The organism is Brevibacillus sp. FSL K6-2834 (assembly GCF_038592925.1).
GTDB classification, from domain to species: domain Bacteria; phylum Bacillota; class Bacilli; order Brevibacillales; family Brevibacillaceae; genus Brevibacillus; species Brevibacillus borstelensis.
The window spans coordinates 151413-176712 of record NZ_CP151945.1; the positions used below are offsets into that span (position 1 = coordinate 151413).

Consider the following 25300-nt stretch of genomic DNA (forward strand, 5'->3'; position numbering starts at 1 on the left):
GAGCTGATCCCACAAATGCCAGGATCACGAAAAGACTGCGAAAGTGTGCAATCTTTTTACTTTACTTTGGTGCTGAGGCCATGTCGCTGCCTGGCAATGGGCATTTCGGGCATACTGCTTTTTTACCGCACCATGCCGCACCTTGCGGGAAGCGAACAGGAGACGCCGGTTAACAAATCGTTACCTGTTTGTAACGATTTTTCCCTAGCCTTTTCCTATGATGGAGAGAGTTGCATGGAAAAGGAGGCGTTTGTGATGCACAAAAGCGCAAAAAAAGGTCTGGCTGCGCTGATGGCAGCCACGGTATTGACAGCACCGTTAGCCATGAGCCCGATGGCGGCTTATGCACTGTCCGTGGACGATGTATCCGCCGACAATACAGATACGGATGAAGAAACCGAATATACAATTGAATTTGAAATCGAGAAGGATTTGAAAAGAGGAGACACGATTACCGTTTCATTTCCTTCGGGGTACTCGCTGAAAAAAGTGAGGGAATCCGACGTCACCCTAAAGGATGACGACAAGAGCAAGGTCGACATCGATAAGGTCGACGTAGGTTCCAGAGAAATAAAAATAACGGTCGATGAAAAAATAAAAGCGGACACCGGGCTTATTCTCTACATCGACAGGGTCGTCAACCCGTCGAAAAAAGGCGATTATGCGATCAAGGTCAAAACAAACCGGGAAAGCTACGACGACGAAGACATCACGATCGGCAAAAGCTCTTCCTCCAAGGGCAGCTCCAAGGATTTTGACGTAAGCCAGGGCAACTACGAGGAAGGCGCAACCACTTCGATCACGCTGGGTAAATTCAGCCTGTCCAAGTCGGACAAATTGAAAAAGGGCAAATACATCTACGTCGATTTTCCCGACAAGGACATGCTGCCCAAAAAGATCGACAACTCCGATGTGAAGGTAAACGGATCGAAGGCGGATGACGTACGGATTACTGACAGCGACTCGATCAGAATCGAGATACCGAAAGGGGCAGACGGTGACGATTATATCAAGCTGGAGTTTTCCTCTTCGGCTGAAATCAGAAACCCGTCCTCCGCAGGCAGCAAGTACACGTACAAGGTTTCTTACAACGACAGGGATTATGAGTCCAAAACCTTTGAAGTAAAGGGCGGCAAGAAGAAAGCGTTTGATGTTAAGCTTTCGGACAAGGGAGTAGGAGCGCGCACCGGCTACAGCTTTGACGTCAGCCTGAACGAAAAGGTGTATGCCAATACGCTCGTTACGGTCGACTTCCCACGAGCAGAGATGGTCCCGCCGGTCTTGTCCAACCTGAACGTGAAAGTAAACGGCTCAGAGGTCATGTCGCTCGGCGTCAACGGCAGCCGGGTATCGTTCCGTACGCCAAGCGGTTTTGGCAGCAGCAGCAAGCTGAATATCGAGTTTGGCTACGATGCTTTCCTGCGCAACCCGAATACGCCGGGCTCTTATGAGATTGTCGTGACTGTTGACGGAAGAAAATACTACTCGGAAAGCTTTGAAATCTACGGGGCTCCGATCACCAATCCGACAAATCCTACAAATCCTACAAATCCGACGAATCCGGTAACGCCGGTGCCAGTCGACAACAGCACAGCTACGCTGACCTTGAGCAAAACGACTCCGCAAGCGGTCACTGGCATGCAGGTGGCGATCCGATCGCTCGGCGTTCCGCTGGTCAGGAACAGGGATTTTGTCGAGATCGTCTTGCCGGTCGGTTTCCGTGTGCCGGCGTACATCGCTCCACAGACGGTAACGGTTAACGGCGTAGCGGCAGCGTTTGTCGGCGTTCGCGGGCAAAACCTGATCATCGTTCCGTCGCAGGACATCCCTGCGAGATCTGGCGTGAACATCAATCTGCTGGAGACGGCCGGAATAGCCACGCCGGCTGCAGGAGGAGTCTACAGCATTGGCGTGTATTCTTCCGAAGAGCCGGGCCTGCTGTTTGCCCGCCCGGTAAATGTCGTACCGCCGAATTCCGTGACCTTCCAGGCGAGCGTCGGTTCATTCATGAAAAACGGCAAGAAAATTGCCCTGCCGGCAGCGCCATTTGCAGTAAATGGCCACACCTTGATGCCGGCGCCGTTCTTCCGTGACGGTCTGGGTGTCTCGACCACGTATACCAATACCACCGCCAAGATCGTGGGCAATGGCAAAACGATTCAATTCAAGGTAGGCTCCAACGTTGCGACGGTCAATGGAAAAGCCGTTACCTTGCCGGTAGCGGTGCAAGCGAGAAACAACGTGCCAGTCGTTCCGCTCCGTTTTGTGCTGGATCAGTTGCAGTACAAGATTTCCTACAACAACGGCAGCTACGCAGTATTTAAATAAAACCTCCAACATGACAGGGCCGCATCGATGCAACCGGCTCTTCATGCAGCAATACAATCATCTGGAAGGGGAGTATCTTTCGGCAGAGGCCCGGAGGATACCCCTCTTTTTTTCTTGTCCCGGGAAAGAAGCTCGACAATCGTGAAGGCTTGTTGTTCTAAAAGGACATCCCCCTCCATATTTATGGTACAAGAACGAGGTACCGTGAGGAGGGCGAAAACGATGAACGACCACGTGAAGCGGCCACGTCACGAAGTCGTAATGATCAATCGCCGAAGTTTGGCGATTTCCGGTGTGAAGAACGTCGAGAGCTTTGATAGTGAAGAGTTTCTTTTGGAAACGGAAGGCGGCTTTTTAACCATACGTGGACAGAACCTGCATATGAAGAACCTGAGCCTGGAGACCGGTGAAGTGGCGATTGAGGGCTTGGTACACGAAATGGCTTATCTGGAGCAAGGGCAGGCTACAGACCGGTCGAGAGGATTCTTCGGGAAGTTATTCAAGTGAGTATCGCGGTTCAGCTGCAAACGGTTCTGGCCATGTCGGTTTGTGGGGCTTTAATGGGGATGGGGTATGATACGTATCACGTATTCACAGGAAAGGGCAGGCTTCCGGCTTGGGTGACCTTCTTTCTCGACATTTTGTTCTGGGTAGGCAGCATGGGTGTCGTCTTTTGGGTCCTCGTCCGGGTAAATGACGGGATTGTCAGATTGCCCATCTTCATCGGCATGCTTCTCGGAGCATGGGTGTATTTTGTCATAGGCAGTAAGAAGTATGTGCAATTTCTTCACGCCGTGATAAAATTCATACGGTGGTTATATCGAACCATAGTAGCAATAATCAATACGTTAATCGTCCGCCCTGTATTGCTTTTGTATAAATTGGTTTTCATGCTGGTCACTTTTCTGCTGACAATTGTGACGACCATTTTCGGCTATGGATGGAAGATCATTCGCACGCTTACGTCTCCTTTTGCCAGATGGGGTCAGCAATTGGGGAAAAATATATTCGGGAAATGGGCAGGGTTTCGGAGTCATTGGAAGAAATGGTTATTCGGGAAGAAGCAGAAGTAACAGCAATCGAGGTGGCAAACATGCGAACCGTATCCCCCCCTCAAGTGAATAATCGAAAGGGACAAAAGCGGAGAATCCGCCTTGTTCTCTTCTTCGTCCTCTGCCTGTTTGTTTGGGCCGGCTATACGCTTTATGTGCAAAGCGAGGATCTGGCCGGAAAGAAAGCCGAACTCGAAGCTCTCAAGCAGGAAATGAACGCCGTTCAGGCCGAGCAAGCGGAACTGACGTACAAGGCAAGCCGCCTATACGACCAGGATTACATCGCAGAGCTGGCACGAAAGCAATTCTTTTATACAAAGCCGGGCGAAAGTATATACGTGATTCCGGAGTAGACGTTCAGGGATATCTTCACCAAAGGGAGGCCTTTCACGTCCATGGGAGTCGAAGTAGGGAGCAAACTGGAAGGGAAAGTGACAGGCATCACAAAATTCGGTGCTTTCGTAGAATTGCCCGGTGGAGAAACGGGGCTTGTTCACATCAGTGAAATCGCGTCCACTTACGTAAAAGACATTAACGATCATCTCAAGCTTGGAGACAAGGTCACCGTCAAGGTGCTGAATATCCGTGACGGAAAAATCGGTCTTTCGATAAAAAAAGCGCAGGATAAAGAAAGGTCTCCCCGACATATGCGTGATCGGGCAGAAGGATTTGAAGACAAGCTCAACAGGTTTATCAAGGAAAGTGAAGACCGTCAGACAGCTCTCAGGAAGAAAAGGGACAAGAGAGGGCGGGGCCGTTGACCTGCAATAATGTCTGAGTATTGCGAGTTTTCTTATTTACAAAAATGCGCAAAATGACGAGAGAATGAGGAAGGGCATTTCAAAACGATGACGAATCTATAATGACAAGCCCGTTTCGCTAAGCGCGAATCACCTGTCAGCCGACGTAGACCGCCAAAACGTCGGTTCTTTTTTTTATCCAAAGCAATTCATCCCATGGCTTCGGCAAAAAGCTTGTCGAAGCCAAGTTTAATGGGGCCAATTGCGTCAATGATTTTGTCGCACGATTTTAGGAATACGCCTTGGTTTTTTGACAAATTTTACAGCACTGCCTCCGTATAATGGGAACCATTGAATACGTTAACGGGGTGGTGTAGCAAGATGATGATAAATAAAAACGTAACCAGTACAGGCAACATGTGGTCGAGGCGGGTTTCGGAGCAATGGAATGCCGCAACGGGAACATGGGGAGAACGCATTGCAGAAACAGCCGAGAAATGGAAGCTGCTGCCCTTCCTGATGGGTTTTTTACTGGGACGAGCTTTGATCCTGGAGGAATTGACTCCCTTTATCGTTCCGTATTTTATGGTCATGTACTACCTACGCAAGGATAGCATCCTCGCATGTGGGGTTGCTCTCGTTTTCGGGGCCTTTACCCATACCGTTCCGATGGGCTTGCAGGCCGTCATGAGCGTGGCGCTGGCACTGGCTGTTTGCAAATGGAGCGAGCGGCTGCGGCGCAAAGACTTCTCCAGGACTCCTCTGTTTGTCCTGATCACGGTTTTTGCCAGCCACCTGTTGTTTGACGCCATCACCAACCAGGTAACGACCTACAAGCTGGTTATGGTGGCGGTAGAGTCGGTGCTGAGCTTTGTCCTCACCTTGATTTTTATCCAATCCTTGTCCATCATCCATTTGGCAAAACCGTATGAGCCCCTGAAAAGCGAAGAGGTCGTCTCACTGGTGATCCTGCTCGCCTCATTGATGACGGGCACGGTAAACTGGACAGTTGAAGGCCTCTCCATGGAGCACGTCCTGTCGCGGTATTTGCTTCTCTTGTTTGCTTTTGCCGGGGGAGGAACGATCGGGGCCGCGGTCGGGGTGGTAACAGGCCTGATCCTCAGCCTGGCAAATGTAGGCGCGTTAATGCAAATCAATCTGCTCGCCTTTTCCGGTCTGCTCGCGGGCCTGTTGAAAGAAGGCGGCAAGGTTGGCGTATCTGCGGGATTATTGATCGGTACAGCCATCCTGGCCATTTACGGCGGAGCGGAAGAAACCCTCTATTTGTCACTGGTTGAGACCGGCCTTGCGATCATCTTGTTCTTGCTGACTCCGGCCAGCGTATGGAAAAACGTCTCGCGCTTTATTCCGGGGACAACAGAAAATCTGCAATCCCATCAAGAGTACATGCGGCGTGTCCGCGATGTGACGGCTGGCAAGATCCAGCAGTTCTCCGAGCTGTTTACCCAGTTGTCCCGCAGCTTTGCCCAGACGGCCGCCGATACGGAAGAACGCGATGAAGAAGCCGATGCATTTTTGAGCCGGGTGACCGAGTTTACTTGCCAAAAATGCTGGAAGCGCGAGCAGTGCTGGGAAAAGGATCCGGAGGCGATCTATCAAGGCATGCGCTGGATGATCGACAAGCTGCAGGAGACCGGCTCGCTCGCCCATGTCACCCCTCCGCGGGATTGGGAGAGAAAGTGCGTCAAAACGGAAAAAGTGATGACCGTCATGGAGCAGGAGTACGATCGTCAGCTGGCGTTTGAGCTTTTGAAAAAGCAAGTGAAGGAAAGCCGCAAGCTGGTGGCGGATCAACTGTCCGGAGTATCGCGGGTCATGAGCGATTTTGCCCGTGAGATTCAGCGCGAAGGGATGGAGCTGAGCCTGCAGGAAAAACAGGTGTCCCAGGCGCTGGAGGGATTGGGATTGTCTGTGCGGCGGGTGGAGATCCACAATTTGGAGGAAGGGAAGGTTGACATTGAGATCAGCCAGCCTACCTGCTATGGAAGGGACGAGTGCGCCAAGATCGTCGCGCCGATGCTGACGGAAATTTTAGGCGAGAACATCGTGGTGAAAGAGCGGCACTGTGAGGCGCAGAAGGACGGTAGCTGCACGATGTGCCTCGCTTCGGCAAAAACGTTCGAGGTCGACATCGGCATCGCGGGAGCCGCAAAGGACGGGAAGCTGCTATCGGGAGACAGCTTTCGGACGATGGACTTGGGGAATGGCAAGATGGCGCTTGCGATCAGCGACGGAATGGGCAATGGCGAGCGGGCGTTTCTGGAGAGTCAGTCCGCTCTGGACATGCTGCAACAACTGCTTCGTTCGGGCATCGATGAAAAGCTGTCGATCAAGACTGTCAACTCCGTTTTGGCGCTTCGCTCCACGGATGAAATGTTTGCAACGGTAGACCTGGCTTTGATTGACCTGCAAACGGCCCATACCCGATTCATAAAGATTGGATCGACACCGAGCTTCGTCAAGCGCGGATCAGATGTCATCACGATAACGGCCAACAACCTGCCGGTCGGCATTCTGGAGGATATCGAGGTCGATGTCGTCTCCCGCACCTTGAAGCCGGGCGACCTTTTGATCATGATGTCAGACGGAATCTATGAGGCACCACGGCATATCGAAAATCGCCAGGCCTGGATGAAGCGGATCCTTTCCGAATTTCAGACGAATGATCCCCAGGAAGTAGCCGATCTGCTGCTGGAGCGCGTGATCCGGCAGCACTCCGGCCAGATCGTCGACGATATGACTGTGCTGGTGGCGAGAATTGACAGATTTGTCCCGCAATGGTCGTCGATCCAGGTACACGGGATGCCCAAGCTGGAGCGGCCGAGAATTGTGAGTTAAGGAGTTCTAGGGAATAGATAAGGTAGCTGCTGATTCGAGCAAGCTGCCTTTTTTGTGGTTTGTTTTGAAAGAACATGACAGATTTCGTTGTGTTTTCTGATTGATAATGATTAATTGTGATTGTTTATGATCGTTTTTTGGATTATAATCGAGATGTAACAGCATCATGCTTTTTCTTTTCTGCTACGGAGGAAAGGAGGTTGTCATGCTAACCCCGGAACGTCATGAAATGATTTTGAAGGCACTCAAGGAAAAGGGTGTTGTCCGCATTCTTGAGCTGGTGGAGATGACCGGCGCATCGGAGTCTACGGTGAGGCGGGATCTCAGCGACCTGGAGGAACAGCGCCTGTTGAAGCGCGTCCATGGAGGCGCGGCTTTGCTGCAAAGCAAGATCGAAGAACCCTCCATTCAAGAAAAAGCGGTAAAGCACGAGAAAGAAAAGGTGGCCATCGCCAAATATGCCGCAAGCCTGATCGAGGAAGGCGATTCTATTTTTATTGATGCGGGAACAACGACTTACCAGATGCTCGCTTTTATTCCTCATGAAAATATTATCGTGGTGACAAACGGAATCGACATCGCGCTGCAACTGAGCCAGCGGAAGATCAAGACCATTTTGCTCGGCGGTGAAATGAAAGCGGCTACATTGTCGCTGGTGGGCCGAGATGCCGTCAATACGATCAGCCAATACCGTTTCGACAAATGCTTTCTAGGCATGAACGGGATCGATAAAAAGCACGGACTGACCACTCCCGACCCGGATGAAGCGTATGTCAAGCAGTTGGCGCTTCACTACGCGGACGAGTGCTTTGTTCTGTGCGATTCAAACAAGTTTTCCCGCGTGACTTTTGCCAAAGTCGGGGACATGGATCGCGTCACCGTCATTACTGATGACGGTTTGCCCGATGAGGAACAGCGGGAATACGCAAAACTGACACAACTAAAAGTGGTGAAAGCATGATTTATACAGTGACCTTGAATCCTTCGATCGACTATCACGTCTGGATTGACTCTTGGGAAGAGGGACAGATTCACAAGGCACAAAAGGACAGGAAGGTTGCGGGAGGCAAGGGCATCAACGTGTCCAAGGTGCTTCGCAATCTGGAAATGGACAGTACGGCCCTGGGGTTTGTAGGAGGCTTCGCAGGAGCGTTTATCGCTGATCAACTGGAGCGGGACGGTATCCGGCACGAGTTGATCAAAATCGAACAGGAATCTCGGCTAAACATCAAAATCAAGGCCCATGTCGAGACCGATATTAGCGGAGTTCCGCCGGAAATTCCTGCAGAAGCGCTGGCCAAGCTGCACGGCCGGCTTGACCAACTGACGGATGAAGACTGCCTGGTTCTGGCCGGCAGCGTGCCACGCGGGGTTCCGAATGACATCTATCAAGCCATCATGAAGCGTCTGGTACCAAAGGGTGTCCGCATTTTTCTGGACGCGAGCGGAAAAGCGCTGGCAGACGGCTTGGCGGAGCGGCCATTTTTGATCAAGCCAAATCATCACGAGCTGGGCGAATTGTTCGGGGTGAACATTTTGTCGCCGGCTGACGCCATTTTTTACGGAAAAAAGGCGCTTGAGGCGGGAGCCCGGAACGTCATCGTCTCGATGGCGGAACAGGGCGCTGTCTTTGTCAACAGCAAGGCGGCTTTTGCGGCCCGTATCCCGAAGCAGGACCCGGTTAATTCCATCGGTGCCGGAGATTCTGTGGTAGCCGGCTTTTTGTACGCATACGAAAAGGGCATGGAGCTGGAAGACGCATTCCGCTTCGCCGTGGCGGCGGGGAGCGCCACAGCCTTGTCGGAAGGATTTTGCACACACGAGAAAATCAAAGCGTTTTCTCCGAAGATAACCATCAGCAGAGTGGAATGATAAGGGGGGTCACATATGTCTGATCAGATTCGCATTGGGGATTTGCTCAAAGAAGATACCATTATCCTATCGCTTGCGGCTTCAACAAAAGAAGAAGTCCTGGACGAGTTGATCGCCAAGCTGGATGAGGCGGGGCGATTGAACAGCAGGGACGGGATGAAAGAAGCTATTCTCGCCCGAGAAGCGCTCAGCTCGACAGGTATCGGCGAAGGCATTGCCATACCGCATGCAAAGACAGCGGCTGTGAAGACGCCCAGCATCGCGTTTGGCTTTTCCAAACAGGGAATCGACTTTCAGTCATTTGATGGAACCAAAGCCCATCTGTTTTTCATGATTGCGGCAACGGAGAATGCCAACCAGGCCCACCTGGAAACGCTGGCTCTGCTCTCCCAGATGCTGATGGATGAAGACCTCCGCAAGCGGCTGATGGCGGCCGGTTCAAAGGAAGAGGTGTTGGAGATCATCGCCGTCAAGGAGCGGGAGATCAACAGCGCGCAGGGGTCAGACGGAACAACAGCGGACGAATCAACGGGCAGCCAGACAACAGGGCAAGCCGGAGCAGAAAACGCTGCGGTGCACAGCGCCGAAGCGGGGGCTTCGCCAGATGCTATCCCCGCTGGCGAAACCGGGGATTCGCTCCCGGCACGGCCAAAGGTGGTCGCAGTGACAGCGTGTCCGACCGGAATCGCGCATACGTATATGGCTGCCGATGCCCTGAAGAAAAAGGCCGGAGAATTGGGGATACCCATCAAAGTCGAGACGAATGGCTCGGGTGGAGTTAAAAACAAGCTCACACCGGAGGATATTCGGGACGCCGCTGCCGTTATCGTCGCGGCCGACAAGCAAGTCGAGATGGAACGGTTCAAAGGCAAAGTGGTGATTGAAGTGCCGGTAGCCGAAGGGATCCGGCAACCGGAAGCCCTGTTGAATCGGGCAGTCAAACAAGAAGGAAGGACCTTCGAGGGCAACAGCGGTCAGAATGGCGAATCCGCCGAATCCACTGAAGAAAAGGGAGCAAAGCAATTCGCATTTTACAAGCACCTGATGAATGGCGTGTCCAACATGCTGCCATTTGTCGTGGGTGGCGGGATCATTATCGCGCTGAGCTTCATGTTTGGAATCAAGGCGTCTGACCCGAACGATCCTACCTTCCATCCATTCGCCAAGGCTTTGATGGACATCGGCAGCGGGACGGCGTTTGCACTGATGATTCCCGTCCTGGCCGGATTTATCGCCAAGAGCATCGCCGACCGTCCGGGCTTTGCGCCGGGTATGGTAGGCGGGATGCTGGCGGCTGCCAGCGGCGCCGGATTTTTGGGCGGACTGATCGCCGGTTTTCTTGCCGGGTATATCGTGCTCGGATTGAAAAAGCTGTTTGCAGGACTTCCTCAGTCCTTGGAAGGGCTAAAGCCGATGCTGATTTATCCGCTGCTCGGGATACTGCTGACGGGTCTGGTCATGGTCTACGTCATCTCCGAGCCTTTGGCGGCAATCAATACGGGTCTTAGCGACTGGCTGAAGAACATGAACCAGGGAAATGCGGTTATCCTCGGGGTTATCCTCGGAGCGATGATGGCCTTCGATATGGGCGGGCCGTTTAACAAAGCGGCGTTTACGTTCGGGATCGCCATGATTGCCGAAGGAAACTTCGGTCCGCATGCGGCGATCATGGCAGCAGGGATGACACCGCCACTTGGATTGGCGTTGGCAACCACGCTGTTTAAGAAGAAATTTACTGCCGAAGAACGACAAGCAGGGAAAACCGCATACGTTTTGGGGGCATCCTTCATTACCGAAGGAGCGATCCCGTTTGCCGCGGCTGATCCGACGCGCGTCATTCCGTCGACGATGGCCGGTTCGGCTGTGGCTGGCGGTCTGTCGATGTTCTTCGGGTGCACGCTGCCGGCACCGCATGGGGGCATATTCGTTCTCCCCGTTATCGGCAATGCCGGAATGTACGTAGTGTCGATTGTGGTCGGTACGATTGTAACGGCACTGATGATCAATCTTTTGAAAAAAGAAGCAGTCAAATAACTGGACAAGGAGTGAATCACGATGTTGACTCAAACTTTTACTATTAAAAATCCGACCGGGCTGCATGCCCGTCCTGCGTCCCTGTTCGTCCAAAAGGCGACAGCCTACGCCTGCGAGATCAATGTGATCAAAGGGACGAAAAAGGTAAACGGAAAAAGCATTATGGGTCTGATGACGCTTGGTGCGGCAAAAGGCGACGAGATTACGCTCGAAATCAATGGCGAAGGGGAGCAGCAAGCCATGGAGGAATTGGGAGGCCTGCTCGAAGCGGTCCATGAATAAGTAAGGGGCGATCACATGGTTATCCAGGGCATTGCGGCAGCTCCGGGAATCGTCATCGGACGTGCGGTGGTCAAAGGCAGCGAAGAAATCCGCTATGAACGCCGGACCATCGGTGAAGAACAGAGAGCTGCAGAAGTGGAACGGTTTCAACGGAGCATACAGGAGGCTCATCAAGAATTAGAGATGATCAAGGAAAAGACGCGCAAGGACATCGGGGAGAAAGAAGCGGCCATTTTTGAAGCCCACCAGCTGTTTTTGCAGGACCCCGACTTCATCAGTGCAATTGAGGCGAAAATTGCGAGCGAGGGGCTGAATGCGGAAGCCGCTGTGGAAGACGTTCGCGACAGCTTTGTCGTGTTATTCGAAAGCATGGATAACGAGTACATGCGGGAGCGGGCAGCCGATCTTCGCGATGTAAGCCAGCGTGTACTGAGAAAGCTGCTAGGCATCTCTGAACAGTTGGATACAAGCCTGGACGGCCCGATCGTTCTCGTCGTGCATGATCTGACCCCATCCGATACGGCACAGCTTGACCGCGACAAGGTGAAAGGCTTTTTGACCAATATCGGAGGCCGTACGTCTCACTCGGCAATTATGGCTCGCACGATGGAAATCCCGGCCGTAGTCGGGCTGTCTGCGATCACGGAGCAGGTTCAGACCGGGGATACGGTGATCGTCGACGGGCTGGAGGGAAAAGTGTTTATCCAGCCGGATGAGACAGTCATCCGTACGTATGAGGAAAAGCAAAAGGCCTACGCTGAGCAAAAAGAGATGTGGGCCCGTCTGGTCAAGGAAGCGACGATAACGAAAGACGGCAAGCGGGTAGAACTGGCTGCCAATATCGGCAATCCGCAGGACGCCGTGCAAGCGCTTCAAAACGGAGCCGAGGCGATCGGGTTGTTCCGCACCGAGTTTTTGTACATGGGAAAAGCACAGTTTCCGACAGAAGAGGAGCAGTTTGAGGCTTACAAAGCTGCTGCGCAGGCGATGGGCGAAAAGCCTGTGGTGATCAGGACGCTGGATATTGGCGGGGACAAGGAGCTTTCCTATTTGGAGATGCCAAAGGAGCTGAATCCGTTTCTCGGCTATCGGGCCATCCGCCTTTGTCTGGACCGTCCCGAGCTGTTCAAGACACAGCTGCGTGCCTTGCTCAGAGCGAGTGCGTACGGGGGCATTAAAATCATGTACCCCATGATCGCGACGCTGCGAGAACTGCGCAGGGCAAACCAGTTGCTGGACGAAGTGAAAACGGATTTGCGCAATAACCACATTCCGTTTAACGAGAATCTCGAAGTGGGAATCATGATTGAGGTTCCGGCGGCTGCCATGATCGCCGACCAGTTGGCCAAGGAGGTCGACTTCTTCAGTATCGGCACGAACGATCTGATCCAGTATACGATGGCCGCCGACCGGATGAACGAGCAGGTCTCCTACTTGTACGATCCTTTTCATCCCGCTGTCCTGAGACTGATCCGCCAGGTGATCAAAGCGGCTCATCAAGAAGGGAAATGGGTAGGCATGTGCGGTGAAATGGCCGGAGAAGAGCTTGCGGTACCGATCCTGCTGGGCCTGGGCCTGGACGAGTTCAGCATGAGCGCGACCTCCATTCTGCGCACCCGCCATCTTCTGAAGCAATTGGACGCATCTGAGATGGTAGCCGTCGCCGAGCAAGCGCTGGCACTGGAGAGCGGAGAGGATATCCGGGCGTATATCCAGGAGCATGTGATCAGCAAGCTGTGACGATGAAGTGAACGATAGATGAAATGATGGATAAAAGAAGGGTTGCAGCGGGCTTCTGACAAGCCTGCGGCAATCCTTCTGGTATGTTTCCCCTTTGCACTGTCGATACTGGTTACCAATACAGGCAAGACAGAATGGGGAGATGACTAGTGAAAGAAGCAACCTTACGACAAATTTTGGTGGTGACGGACGGCTGCTCCAACTCCGGCATTAGTCCGGTTGCGGCTGCGACCCTGGCGAGGGAGCAGGGGATCACGGTAAACGTCATCGGCGTGATTGAAAAAGGCGATATGGGCGAGCAGGGAGAGAAGGAAATTCGCGAAATAGCAGAAGCGGGCGGCGGTCTGTTTGACATCGTGTACCCCCAGCAGTTGGCCCAAACCGTACAGATGTTGACACGCAAGGCTATGACGCGGACGATCCACCAGGTAGTAAGCAAGGAATTGAAAGAGATTTTGGGCGATTCCGCCATGGAGGGATTGGTTCCCGAGAAAAGAGTCCAGGTCGCCGGGATGGTGGACGAGCTGGGCGAACGCAGTCGTCTCGATGTAGTGATGCTGGTCGATTCCTCCGGAAGCATGAAGCCGAAGCTGGCTGCTGTCCAGCAAGCCATCCACGACTTCAGCATCAGCCTTCGTTCGAGAAGCGGACAAAGCCGGATGGCTGTTTGTTCATTTCCTGGGAAACAAAATCACCTCGATGTCCGCATCCCGTGGACTGAGGAGGTGGATCAGGCTCATCAGTTGACTTCCGGACTGACGATGAGCGGGATTACACCGACTGGACCGGCGATTATCGAAGCGATTGCACTGTTTGAGCATGTCAAGCTCCCAACCGGCTTGCGCGATCGCTACGGGCATAATGAGCTCGAAGACGGTGACCAAGGCAGTTTGAGAGACCATGTCTTTTAATCGCGCCATTCCCAAGCTGCCTCCCCAATTTCGCGGCAAATGGAATCAGAAAACGTACCATGTCCTGCGGGAGCTGGGGCGTGGTGCCAACGGGGCGGTCTATCTGGTGTCCCAGGACGGGGTTCGGCGAGCCGTGAAAATCGGAGCGGAAGGCATGGATATTCTCATGGAAGTTCATGCGCTAAAAAGCGTTCAGCAGGGGCGGGATGCGCGGGTAACCGTCGCTCCGCTCCTCTGCGACGTGGATGACCTCTATATTGACGGGCGGTCATGCACCTTTTACGCGATGGAATACCTCGATGGCGAGCAGCTGGATCAGTTCGTCCAGCGCACGGGAACGGATTGGGTGCCGGTTTTGATCATCCAGCTTTTGGCCAGACTGGCCGTCCTCCATCAAAGAGGATGGGTTTTCGGCGACTTGAAGCCGGAAAACGTGATTGTAACCCGTGCAGACAGTCAAGTGAGGCTGATCGATTTTGGAGGGGTTACGAAACATGGCTGTGCGGTCAGGCAATTTACGGAGGAGTATGACCGGGCTGCCTGGCATGCGGGTGACAGACGCGCAGAGCCGGCCTATGATCTCTTCTCGCTGGCCGTGATGACCGTCCGTCTGGCAAGCAGCCCGGAAGTTTGGAAGAGTTCTCGAACGGAGCCGCGTCAAACCAGTCTGCTCTGTGATATAATACGGAACAACGACAGCCTTTACCCATTTCGGGTTCCGCTCATCAAGGCTTTCCACGGACAGTACGCGGGAGCGGAAGAAATGAAAAGCGATATGCTGGCGATCGTGCAAGGCCGTACGACTGCAGTTCAGCAAAAAAAGGCGTCAGGGTCCGGTTCATCAGGCATCTGGATAGGCGGGTTGTTTGTCGCATCCATGCTGCTATTGGCCGGAACATTGTATTATGCATGGATGATGTAAGGGGTGTGACAATAGGTGTCCCCAGATCTTGTTATGGATACCTGCTTGTTGGCAGGCGAAATTATGTTGAAGAACGGCGGGGAAACGTATCGTACGGAAGAGACGATGTCGTGGATTGCCAAGGCGGCCGGCATGGATTCGGTTAACAGCTCCGCGACCCCGACCAGCATCATCTTGTCATTTCGTGCGAATGGACAAGATCATACACGCATGATCCGCACACCCAGCCGGACGATCAATTTGAGCAAGGTCACCTTGGCCAACGACGTCTCGCGCCGGTTTGTTTCGGGAGATATTACCATCTATGAAGCCTACAACCTGTTTCAGCAAATCGATCAGGGAAAACCGGTTTACCCCAAATGGATGCTGCATACGGCGGCTGGCGTTGCCAGCGGCTCTTTTGCCATGCTTGCGGGCGGTACTTGGTATGATCTGCTGCCCTCCGCATTGGCGGGACTGACGGTCAACCTCAGTCTGCAATTTTTTGAAAAGTTTCTACGGATCAAATTTTTTACTGAATTTGTATCAGCTTTGCTGGGCGGATTGTTTGCGCTCCTGTGCGCTACCTTTTTTACGGAGCTGCACCTCAGCATCCTGATCATCGGTGCCATGCTTCCTCTCTTCCCGGGGATCGCCATCACCAATTCGCTCAGGGATCTGATGGCCGGAGATCTCGTCGCGGGAGTCTCACGCGGGGCAGAAGCGCTTTTGACAGCACTTTCCGTTGCGGTAGCGACGGCTATTACCCTGTGGTTCGTGAGGTGAGAGACGAATGGTATTGTTGAAAGGATTGGGCCTCAGTCTGTTGTCTTCGATGGCGTGGGGATTGCTGTTTAATGTTCCGGTGCGCACCTTGCTGGCATGCGGCTTCGCCGGTTTGACCGGATGGCTTGTTTTCTCCATTCTCCCATATTTTGGGGCTGAGGTTATTTTATGCACGTTTGCGGCAGCGACAACCGTTTCCATATTAAGTCAAGTTTTGTCCGTCTGGCTGAGGGTCCCCTCCACCAACTTCAGTGTTGCCGGCATCATCCCTCTGGTGCCGGGATCTCTTGCTTACAAAGCGATGCTTGCCTTCGTAAATGGACAATATATGGAAGGAATCATGCTGGCCATGCAGACTGCGATGGTGGCAGGAGCGATCGCGTCCGGTCTGATCCTGGGAATTTCTTTATTTGCCATCTGGAGGGGAGCGCGCCATGCTAGAAAGCGTGCGCAATAACATCGAGCGCAGCAGGCTCCTGGAGCCGGGCGAGACAGTCGTGGTCGGCATCTCTGGCGGAAATGACTCGACTGCCCTTTTGCATATCTTGTGGGCTCTCAATTCACACTATCAGTACGGCTGGAAATTGCACGCTGTACACCTGAATCACGGTTTCCGCGGGGAGGAAGCGGGCAGGGACGCGGACTATGCCGGAGAGCTGTGCCAATCCCTCGGGGTTTCTTTTCACTTGTTTGAACGGAGCATTCCAGATGTCATGAAGGAGACCGGCATGGGGGCTCAGGAAGCGAGCCGCGCTGTGCGCTATGATCTCTACAAGCAGGTCGCGCTTCGTACAGGCGCTGCCAAAGTAGCCGTGGCGCATCATGCCGACGACCAGGTGGAGACGGTCTTGTTTCGGCTGTTGAGGGGAACGCGCCTCTCCGGTCTGACCGGGATGCCAGCCAGGCGCTGGCTGGTGGAGGGCCAGGTCGAGCTGATCCGGCCGCTTCTGCATGTGAGCAGAGCGGAGCTGGAGCGCTACTGTGAGGAAAACGCGCTATTCCCGCGAGAGGACAGCAGCAACCGCTCGCGCAAGTACGCCCGCAACCTGATCCGGCTGGAAGTAATGCCGCTGTTGGAGCAGGTAAACGAGCGCTACCGCGAGCACATCCTTTCCCTGTCAAAGGCCGTTCAGGAGGATGAAGCTTACCTGCAAAAGCAGAGTCGCGATCAGTTAAAAGCGGTTGTGATCAAGCAGAAAAAAGGCGACGTGACGATCGACGCCGACAAGTTTCAAAGTTGTGACGTTGCTTTACAAAGGAGAATGATTACTCTAATATTAAGTTATCTCTCAAGCCAAATCGAATGGTCTTCGCAACATGTGGAGGCCGTTTTGCGCATGATAGAGGGAAATCGTCCGTCTGCTGAACTGGATTTGCCCGGTGCCGTGACAGTGGCCAGGGCATATCGGCAGGTTCGCTTTCAGACGAATGGCCAGAAATTATATCGTCAGATTTTCTGCTACCAGCTTGCTGTTCCGGGAACAACACTGATTACGGAAAGTGGAGCAGCGGTACATACGTTTTATCGTGATGGCCCCATCGATTGGGCACGAGTTCCCGATCACGCGGCGGCTTTTGATGCCGATCGCCTTCCTGGGCCTTTATGCGTTCGCAATCGAAAGCAAGGTGACCGCATGCCTCTATGGGGAACAGCGGGGAGCAAAAAGCTGAAGGAACTGCTGATCGACGCCAAGGTGCCGCAGAAGTGGCGGGACAGACTGCCGATCCTGACTGCGGGCGACCAGGTGATCTGGGTTCCGGGCATCCGCCGATCCGCCATTGCGCCTGTAAGTGAACGGACCAAGCGGGTATTGTATGTGGAAGTGGAGTTTGGAGAAGAGTGGCGGGAGGTATTAACGTGAACCAAGACATCAAGGAGATTTTGCTCACCGAAGAACAAATTGCCAGCAAGGTTAAAGAGCTGGGCTCTATCTTGAGCGAAGAATACCGGGACAAAAACCCGTTGGTCATCTGCGTTTTGAAGGGCGCTGTCGTATTTATGGCCGATTTGCTTCGCCATATGGACATTCCCTGCGAAATGGACTTTATGGCCGTATCCAGCTATGGAAGCGGAACCGAGTCTTCCGGGATGGTGAAAATCCTGAAGGACCTCGACACTTCCGCCGAAGGCCGTCACGTCCTCGTTGTCGAGGACATCATGGACAGCGGTTTGACGCTGAGCAGGCTGATGGAGCTTCTGCGCCACCGCCAGGCGGCTTCCGTAAAGGTCGTGACGCTTCTCAACAAGCCGGATCGCCGCAAAGTAGACATCTCGCCAGATTACAGCGGATTTACGATTCCAGACGAATTCGTAGTCGGCTACGGTCTGGATTTTGCCGAGAAATATCGAAACCTGCCATTTATTGGCGTACTAAAACCGGAAGTTTACACGAACTAGCTTTGTTGTGAAGAACTGACTCCATATGGTAAAATGTGAAAAGTGTCTGTTCGTGAGAGGAGGTAAGGAATGAATCGCTTTTTTCGTAATACCGGGTTCTACCTACTAATCTTTCTTGTCACGGTCGGGATCGTGAATTTTATCCTCTCCGGTTCTGATAAGGTTGGGAAACTTACATATCAGGAATTCCGGGTACAGCTGTTAACCGATAACGTCTCCGAGCTTACGCTTCGTCCTGAGGGAGGAACGTATCGGGTAGACGGTATCCTGAAAGCAGCGAATCCGGGACAGGAAACCAAGTTTGTAACAAATGTACCGCTTTACGATTCGGATATCATCAAGCTGGTTAACGCGAAGATCGATGAGCAAAAAGTGAAAAGGGTTGAGGTCGCTCCGCAGGAAGGCAACAGCATCTGGCTGACGTTCCTGACATCGATCATTCCTTTCATCATCATCTTTATCCTGTTCTTCTTCCTGTTAAACCAGGCTCAGGGCGGCGGCAGCCGAGTGATGAACTTCGGGAAGAGCCGTGCGAAGCTATACAACGAAGAGAAAAAGCGCGTTACATTCAACGATGTTGCAGGAGCAGACGAAGAAAAGGCGGAGCTGGAGGAAGTGGTCGAGTTCCTCAAAGACCCGCGCAAGTTTGACGCAGTTGGCGCGCGCATTCCAAAAGGCGTGCTGCTCGTGGGTCCTCCTGGTACCGGTAAAACCTTGCTTGCCCGTGCTGTTGCCGGTGAAGCGGGTGTGCCGTTCTTCAGCATCTCCGGTTCTGACTTTGTAGAGATGTTCGTCGGGGTGGGTGCGTCCCGCGTGCGTGATTTGTTTGAAAACGCAAAGAAAAACGCGCCTTGCATTATCTTTATCGACGAGATTGACGCAGTCGGTCGTCAGCGTGGAGCAGGTCTTGGCGGCGGCCATGACGAGCGCGAGCAAACGCTGAACCAATTGCTTGTTGAAATGGACGGCTTCGGCGGCAACGAAGGCATTATCATCGTCGCTGCGACGAACCGCCCGGACATTCTGGACCCTGCGCTGCTGCGTCCAGGACGTTTTGACCGTCAAATTACGGTAGACCGCCCGGACATCAAGGGCCGCGAAGCTGTACTGAAGGTCCATGCCCGCAACAAACCGCTTGGCGAAGACGTGAAGCTGGATGTCATCGCACGCGGCACGTCGGGCTTCACCGGTGCCGATCTGGAGAACCTGCTGAATGAGGCAGCTCTTCTGACAGCACGGAAAAACAAGAAGCAAATCAACATGGCTGAAGTCGATGAAGCCATCGACCGCGTCATCGCCGGTCCGGCGAAAAAATCCCGCGTAGTGAGCGAAGACGAAAGACGTCTCGTGGCTTACCACGAAGCGGGCCATACGATTATCGGATACTACCTCAGAAATGCAGAAATGGTACATAAGGTAACCATCATTCCGCGCGGCCAAGCTGGTGGATACACAGTGATGCTGCCGAAAGAAGACCGTTTCTTTGCAACGAAGACCGACTTGCTCGACAAGATTACCGGTCTCTTGGGTGGACGCGTTGCAGAAGAGCTGGTGCTGGGCGATATCAGTACCGGCGCTCACAACGACTTCCAGCGTGCAACGGCGATTGCGCGCAGCATGATTACGGAATACGGGATGAGCCGACTGGGGCCAATGCAATTTGGCCGCAATCAGGGTCAAGTATTCCTGGGCCGCGATATTGGCCACGAGCGAAACTACTCCGAACAGATCGCTTACGAAATCGACCAGGAGATGCAAAGCATTATCAACGAGTGCTACGACAAGTGTAAAGAGCTGCTCACGAAGCACCGTGATCAGCTGGAGCTTGTAGCTACCACACTGCTTGAAGTCGAGACGCTTGACGCTGATCAAATCAAGCAGTTGATCGAGCACGGAAAGCTGGATCCGCATCCACTCGAAAACAAAGACGTGGTTGTGAATATCCAGCCAAAGAAAGACGAGCCGACCATCAGCGAAGCGACGGAAGCCAAAAAGGAAACCGTTGAAAACGCGGAAAGCACGACGGAAGGCAACACTGACAACAAAGCGGAAAACACTGCGGAGACGCCGAACAGTGGGTCCGAACAGGACGAGAAGAAACAATAAAATGATTATAGGTTGATCAAGTCGAGTTTGAATACGGTGATCGCTTCTGGGTGCTACCAAGGAGAGATCACCGTATTTTATTTGGAATTAGCGTATAAAAGTGAGGCAGTCAAAATTAATACCAGTAAAAATAACGAATAGTTAGTATAGTTTGACAAATAAATCTCAATATTTTATTATTGTATATAAATACAATTTATAGGAGGTATTAGGGTGAGAAAGATTATTAGCAGTGTTATCTCAGCGATCCTCTTAACCATCTCTGGTCAGTGGAGTTGTAGCGAAAGAATCAAAAACTTCATATGAAGTGACTTTTCAAGCGGAAGAAATTAATGATTTGAGTACATTGTTTATAAGGGCGAAAAATAATATCACAGATTATAAAAGTACTCCAAGTGCTGAGGCTAAGTTGCAAACTGATGGGGGTGTTGAGAAAAATTTGAAAGTTTATCATACGACACAACGTTTAAAAACCGAAAGAAATATTGCTACAAGTGAACAGAAAGAGAGCTACGTAACTTATTACTTCTATGGTATTCCTAAAGAAGTACTGGATAATAAATCAATATCCATTTTAGGGTCAACTTCTGATGAAGATTGGGATTCAAGTTATTCGGTCAAAGCATATTCTACATACTACTGGGATAAGTACAAATCTACTAACGGCGATGGATTTAAGAAATTGACCAAAGTAACTGGTGGCTGGACGATTAGTGATAATAAAGTGTCGATAACAAGCAGAGAAGTGAGATACGGCGCTTCAGGAGGAGCTTTGCGTGATGATGGAACACACGGAGGGTCTGTGATCCAAGATAGTGGACCTTTATACCCATCATCAAATTCTTTCTCATACGATGCCCCCAAAAACTGGAAGCCAGTTTCTGATTGGGCTAGTACAATTGGCGTCAACACAAAGGCAACGCTAAAATTGGGAACTGAAACTTGGACGTTAAAACTGGATAATTATAAGACCAATTAGCTCTGAAAAAGTAAAGCGAACACCAATATTGTCATAAAATTGGTGTTCGTTTTCTAATTGGGTTATTAAGGGGGGGCTTACTTGATTAAATCTTTATCAATCGGGATTGTTCTTGTCTTGTTATTTTTCGGGTACGCTCTTTATCAGGGAGATCTGATTGGTGTATGGATAAGGTTATCAGGTTATGCTGGCTTTGGATTGATCGTACTTGCACTTCTTATGCTGGGATCAACATTAGGAGTAGACAGGATTAATTTGGCGACACCAGATGTGAAAAGGGATTTTGTAGTGGATGATAACAACGAGGCAATGAGAAAAGAAAGAAAACTGGAGCAACGATGGGCACTCTATGTTTTATTGGCAGGGCTTCCGTCATTCGTGACGTGGATCATTCTTTATTATGGGAGGTGATTCTTCTTCCAGTCCCTATTTCCCGGCTGTCTATACGTGTAGTGTAAAGAAGATGATACTGTTTTTACCAAAGAGCCGTTTTCTATTTGTGCCTGGAATGAAAACGGCTTTTTTAATCCTCATAAAACCTACTTTACACATCGGAATTATATGTATATAATCATTTCCAGATGTTGCTTTTTTAACATGACGTTTTGAGGAGGATGTACGAATGAAAAAAGGATTGATTAGCGCGTTGCTGCTGATCCTGGTCGGAGCTGTATCCGTCTCCGGCTGCTCCACCCAGGAAAGCGCAAGCGACAATCAGACGCCTGCTGCACCGCAAGAGACGAGAACGGTCCAGAGCATTCCGGATTCGTTCTTTCCTGCGACGGATAAATCTAAATCGCCGGAAGCGGCAAAAAAGCGGACGGATACGGTTGTGGCTACGCTTACGGAGCCGGGCGGAGTATTTAACCCGTACTTTTACAAAAACGGCTACGACGGAAACGTGAGCGCGGCCATTTTTGCGCCGCTGGTGAGCGTCGACAAAAACGGCAAACCCATTCCCCGTCTGGCGGAAAAATGGGACATCTCGGACGATCAGCTAACCTACACCTTCCACCTGCGGCCAAACCTCAAATTCAGCGACGGCTCGCCACTGACAGCGGAAGACGTCGCCTTTACCCTGACGATTCTCCACGACAAGGCGTACGACGGAGACGAAGACATCTTTGAAACGCAGATCAAAGGCGGTCGGGCTTACAAAGAGGGCAAGGCAGATACCGTCGAGGGGATCAAAGTCATCGACCCGCAAACGATCCAAATCACGACGGAGAAAGTGAATGCCCGTTCGCTTCTCATCCTCGGCGGACCGGTGCTATCCAAAGCTTACTATGGCAAAGGCTATAAACCGGGCAACCTGGAGTATCTGCGGACGCTGCACGGAAAGCCGCTTGGAGCAGGCCCGTATAAGCTGGAGAAATACATCACCGGCCAAGAGGTCCGCTATCTGGCCAACGAACACTACTACGCTGGCAAGCCGGCGGTTGAGCACTTCATCTACAAGACGACAGAAGGAGATGCCCTGCAGTTTTTCCAGACAGGGGAGACTGATTACAACTCCTTTACAGCCAACGAGGACAATCTGGAGCTGCTGAAGAGCTTGGGCTACGCAAACATCAACGTGTACACGTCGACAGCTTACAGCTACATCAAATTCAACCACAGCAAGCCGTACTTCAAGGACAAGCGGGTGAGACAAGCGCTGATATACGGTCTGGATCGGCAAAAAATTGTCGACACGGCTTACCAAGGCTACGGCCAAGTAGCCAATGTCCCGGTCTCGCCTGTCTCCTGGGCATATACAGAGGAGGTCAATCCGTATCACTACGATCTGGAAAAAGCGAAAGCGCTGCTGGATGAAGCAGGCTGGAAGGTCGGGGCGGACGGCATCCGCGAGAAGGACGGCCAAAAGCTGAAGCTGTACTACTTGACGACCAAAGGACCGCTGAGCGATGTGCTCATCCCGATCGCAAAAGAAAACTACAAGGAACTGGGCGTACAACTGGAAGCGGAGCTGATGGACTACAATGCATTGCTGGCCCGCACAGCAAAAGGGGACCATGACCTCGCCTCCTTCTCCACGACGATGCTGACCGATCCGTCCGACGGCGTGATTCAATTTGGGTCGAACCGTTCAAGCAGCTTTACCGGCACGAACGGATACTCCAATCCAAAGGTAGACGAATTGCTGGAAAAGGGGATCAGCACGCTCGATATTGAAAAGCGGAAAGAAATTTACAAAGAGCTGTACAACGAGCTGAGCGACGATCCGCCGTACATTTTCCTCACCTATCGGAAGCTGCTGACCGCCCACAACGCGAGAGTGTCCGGATTTGATCCGAACGGATATACCGGCATTTCCGGCAATTTGCCCGATCTGAAGATTGAACCGATTCAATAGATCGAACGAAGATGCTCAGCCTCCGGGCTGGGCATATTCCTTGGGAGGCACAAGATGAAAGCCTATATCATCCGCAGACTGCTGTACATGGTCCTGACTCTGTTTGGGGCATCCGTTTTGATTTTTGGCCTGTACGCCCTGACACCGGGTGATTTTGTCGATAACAATCCGAAGCTGACTGACGAGCGAAAAGCGGAGCTAAAACAGATGTACGGTCTGGATAAACCGGTCGTGGAGCGCTATTTCGTCTGGCTCGGCAATGCCGTCCGGGGCGATTTTGGATATTCCCTTCAGTATCAGCAGCCGGTCACCTCGCTGCTCAGTCAGTACATCTGGAATTCCTTTTTGATTGCGTCCGCCTCTACCTTGTTTACTTGGCTGATCGCGATTGTGATCGGGGTCATCTCGGCGACCAGACAGTACTCATTCTTTGACTCAGCAGTGACGATCGGGGCATTTGCCGCGATGTCGTTTCCCTCGTTCTTCGCCGGGCTGTTGATCATCAAGTTTTTTGCGGTGGACCTTGGCTGGTTCCCGCCCGGGGGGATGATCACGACCGGCAGCAATGCGACCGGACTTGCATACGTGTGGGAGGTTATCGACCATATGTTTTTGCCGGTGCTTGTGCTCACAATGCTCGGGGTCGGCTCCCTGACCCGCTATTTTCGTACAAACATGCTGGAAATCATCCGGCAGGATTTCATTCGCACAGCAAGGGCCAAAGGCTTGAAGGAAAAAACAGTCGTCTACAAGCACGCCCTGCGAAACGCTTTGCTTCCCGCGATCACCCTGCTTGGCTTTGAGCTTCCGGCCTTGTTTGGAGGCGCGATCATCACGGAGAAGATTTTCAACTGGCCAGGGGTTGGGCAGCTGTATATGCAGGCGTTCAGCCTGCGCGACTACCCGCTGTTGATGGGATTTACGATGTTTTTGGCCATTTTGACCGTCGTCAGCAATCTGCTTGCCGACCTTTTGTACGGCGTGGCTGATCCGCGAGTGAGATTGAAATAGGAGGAGTCGACATTGTCATCCATCGTCACGGAGACAGCGGGACTGGCAGGCACGCGGACCGGTGCCCGGCGGTCTTCGCTCTGGAGAGATACGTTTGCCAAGCTGAAAAAGAACAAGGTCGCCATGTGCGGACTGGTGTTTCTGGTCATTATGTTTTTGTTCTGCTTCATCGGGCCGTTTTTTTCGCCCTACGCATCCGGAAAGGTCAATACGGTGATGATCAACAAGCCCCCCAGCATGGCTCATTGGCTGGGTACGGACAACCTGGGGCGGGACATATTGACCCGGCTGATGCAGGCCGGCCGCATCTCGCTGACGGTGGGACTGGCCGCCATGCTGCTGTCTGTCTTTATCGGCTCGGTTCTGGGAGTAGTAGCTGGCTATTACAGAGGGGTTGTCGATCAAATCGTGATGCGCTTTGCAGACATTCTGATGACGATTCCGGGACTTCCGCTGCTGTTTATTATCGGGGCGATCCTGTCCGAGTGGAAGGTGCCCACAGATTACCGGATCTACATCGTCATGCTGATGCTCAGCCTGATCGGCTGGCCGGAGCTGGCGAGACTGGTGCGAAGCCAGATTTTGAGTCTGCGCGAGCGGGAGTTCATGCAGGCCACCGAGTCTCTGGGGCTGCGCGATCACCGCAAGCTGTTTTTTCACCTGTTGCCCAATACAATCCCGATCCTGATCGTGGTAGCTACGCTGCGGGTCGGGGGAGCGATTCTGAGCGAGTCTGTACTCAGCTACCTGGGCCTGGGGGTCGTTCCCCCGACGCCGACGTGGGGCAATATGATCGATGCCGCGAATACGCTGATCGATTTTCAGAAACGGCCGTGGCTCTGGATTCCACCCGGCTTTGCCATATTTGCCACCGTGATTTCGATCAATCTGCTCGGTGACGGCCTCCGTGATGCGCTTGATCCGAAAATGAAGAGGTAGGAGAGA

The 25300-nt window shown here is 52.4% G+C and carries 23 protein-coding genes; all 23 read left to right on the forward strand.

Going from position 1 to position 25300, the window contains the following annotated elements; genetic code table 11:
- Positions 1-255 precede the first annotated feature (255 nt).
- On the forward strand, positions 256-2328 hold the full coding sequence (locus tag NST96_RS00875; RefSeq protein ID WP_342405207.1) for a copper amine oxidase N-terminal domain-containing protein: 2073 nt from the start codon (positions 256-258) through the stop codon (positions 2326-2328).
- A gap of 222 nt (positions 2329-2550) precedes the next feature.
- Positions 2551-2835, forward strand: a complete 285-nt coding sequence (gene yabP, locus NST96_RS00880; protein ID WP_003390242.1) for a sporulation protein YabP — start codon at positions 2551-2553, stop codon at positions 2833-2835.
- A complete protein-coding gene (gene yabQ / locus NST96_RS00885) occupies positions 2832-3401 on the forward strand; it encodes a spore cortex biosynthesis protein YabQ (protein WP_003390243.1) in 570 nt (189 codons plus the stop codon). Before yabP ends, yabQ begins: the two co-directional genes overlap by 4 nt.
- 20 nt (positions 3402-3421) lie before the next feature.
- Positions 3422-3733, forward strand: a complete 312-nt coding sequence (locus tag NST96_RS00890; protein ID WP_024983369.1) for a septum formation initiator family protein — start codon at positions 3422-3424, stop codon at positions 3731-3733.
- Between the two features lie 42 nt (positions 3734-3775).
- The gene (locus NST96_RS00895) at positions 3776-4141 is read left to right on the forward strand and encodes a S1 RNA-binding domain-containing protein (protein ID WP_003390245.1); all 366 of its coding nucleotides are present in this window, start codon (positions 3776-3778) and stop codon (positions 4139-4141) included.
- A 360-nt stretch (positions 4142-4501) separates the two neighbouring features.
- Positions 4502-6979, forward strand: a complete 2478-nt coding sequence (gene spoIIE, locus NST96_RS00900) for a stage II sporulation protein E (protein WP_003390246.1) — start codon at positions 4502-4504, stop codon at positions 6977-6979.
- 205 nt (positions 6980-7184) lie between these two features.
- Positions 7185-7940 carry a DeoR/GlpR family DNA-binding transcription regulator gene (locus NST96_RS00905; protein WP_024983368.1) on the forward strand — a complete coding sequence of 252 codons (756 nt, stop codon included), beginning with the start codon at positions 7185-7187 and terminating at the stop codon, positions 7938-7940.
- Complete coding sequence (gene pfkB / locus NST96_RS00910; RefSeq protein WP_003390248.1) at positions 7937-8851, forward strand: 1-phosphofructokinase; 915 nt, start codon at positions 7937-7939, stop codon at positions 8849-8851. The genes NST96_RS00905 and pfkB overlap by 4 nt, the downstream gene beginning before the upstream one ends.
- A 15-nt stretch (positions 8852-8866) precedes the next feature.
- Positions 8867-10885 carry a PTS fructose transporter subunit IIABC gene (locus tag NST96_RS00915; protein ID WP_024983366.1) on the forward strand — a complete coding sequence of 673 codons (2019 nt, stop codon included), beginning with the start codon at positions 8867-8869 and terminating at the stop codon, positions 10883-10885.
- A gap of 21 nt (positions 10886-10906) precedes the next feature.
- The gene (locus NST96_RS00920) at positions 10907-11167 is read left to right on the forward strand and encodes an HPr family phosphocarrier protein (protein ID WP_003390251.1); all 261 of its coding nucleotides are present in this window, start codon (positions 10907-10909) and stop codon (positions 11165-11167) included.
- Positions 11168-11182: 15 nt separating this feature from the next.
- Positions 11183-12907: a phosphoenolpyruvate--protein phosphotransferase gene (gene ptsP, locus NST96_RS00925; protein WP_342405213.1), complete on the forward strand. Its 1725-nt coding sequence runs from the start codon at positions 11183-11185 to the stop codon at positions 12905-12907.
- 149 nt (positions 12908-13056) lie between these two features.
- On the forward strand, positions 13057-13818 hold the full coding sequence (locus tag NST96_RS00930; protein ID WP_003390253.1) for a VWA domain-containing protein: 762 nt from the start codon (positions 13057-13059) through the stop codon (positions 13816-13818).
- Positions 13808-14740 (forward strand): serine/threonine protein kinase, encoded by a 933-nt coding sequence (locus NST96_RS00935; protein ID WP_003390254.1) that lies wholly within the window; start codon positions 13808-13810, stop codon positions 14738-14740. Before NST96_RS00930 ends, NST96_RS00935 begins: the two co-directional genes overlap by 11 nt.
- 15 nt (positions 14741-14755) lie before the next feature.
- Positions 14756-15505, forward strand: coding sequence for a threonine/serine exporter family protein (locus tag NST96_RS00940; protein WP_003390255.1), 750 nt, complete (start codon positions 14756-14758; stop codon positions 15503-15505).
- A 7-nt stretch (positions 15506-15512) separates the two neighbouring features.
- Positions 15513-15962 (forward strand): threonine/serine exporter family protein, encoded by a 450-nt coding sequence (locus tag NST96_RS00945; RefSeq protein WP_122958774.1) that lies wholly within the window; start codon positions 15513-15515, stop codon positions 15960-15962.
- The gene (gene tilS, locus NST96_RS00950; protein ID WP_024983363.1) at positions 15940-17367 is read left to right on the forward strand and encodes a tRNA lysidine(34) synthetase TilS; all 1428 of its coding nucleotides are present in this window, start codon (positions 15940-15942) and stop codon (positions 17365-17367) included. Before NST96_RS00945 ends, tilS begins: the two co-directional genes overlap by 23 nt.
- Entirely contained in the window at positions 17364-17903 is a 540-nt protein-coding gene (gene hpt / locus NST96_RS00955; protein WP_003390258.1) for a hypoxanthine phosphoribosyltransferase, read from the forward strand. The genes tilS and hpt overlap by 4 nt, the downstream gene beginning before the upstream one ends.
- Before the next feature lie 69 nt (positions 17904-17972).
- The gene (ftsH, locus tag NST96_RS00960) at positions 17973-20009 is read left to right on the forward strand and encodes an ATP-dependent zinc metalloprotease FtsH (protein ID WP_122958773.1); all 2037 of its coding nucleotides are present in this window, start codon (positions 17973-17975) and stop codon (positions 20007-20009) included.
- A 337-nt stretch (positions 20010-20346) separates the two neighbouring features.
- Positions 20347-20988: a hypothetical protein gene (locus NST96_RS00965; protein WP_141334247.1), complete on the forward strand. Its 642-nt coding sequence runs from the start codon at positions 20347-20349 to the stop codon at positions 20986-20988.
- An 81-nt stretch (positions 20989-21069) separates the two neighbouring features.
- Entirely contained in the window at positions 21070-21399 is a 330-nt protein-coding gene (locus tag NST96_RS00970) for a hypothetical protein (protein ID WP_024983360.1), read from the forward strand.
- A gap of 211 nt (positions 21400-21610) precedes the next feature.
- A complete protein-coding gene (locus NST96_RS00975) occupies positions 21611-23344 on the forward strand; it encodes an ABC transporter substrate-binding protein (RefSeq protein ID WP_024983359.1) in 1734 nt (577 codons plus the stop codon).
- A 54-nt stretch (positions 23345-23398) separates the two neighbouring features.
- Positions 23399-24355 (forward strand): ABC transporter permease, encoded by a 957-nt coding sequence (locus NST96_RS00980; RefSeq protein WP_003390261.1) that lies wholly within the window; start codon positions 23399-23401, stop codon positions 24353-24355.
- Positions 24356-24367: 12 nt separating this feature from the next.
- A complete protein-coding gene (gene opp4C / locus NST96_RS00985) occupies positions 24368-25294 on the forward strand; it encodes an oligopeptide ABC transporter permease (protein ID WP_024983357.1) in 927 nt (308 codons plus the stop codon).
- Positions 25295-25300: the final 6 nt, after the last annotated feature.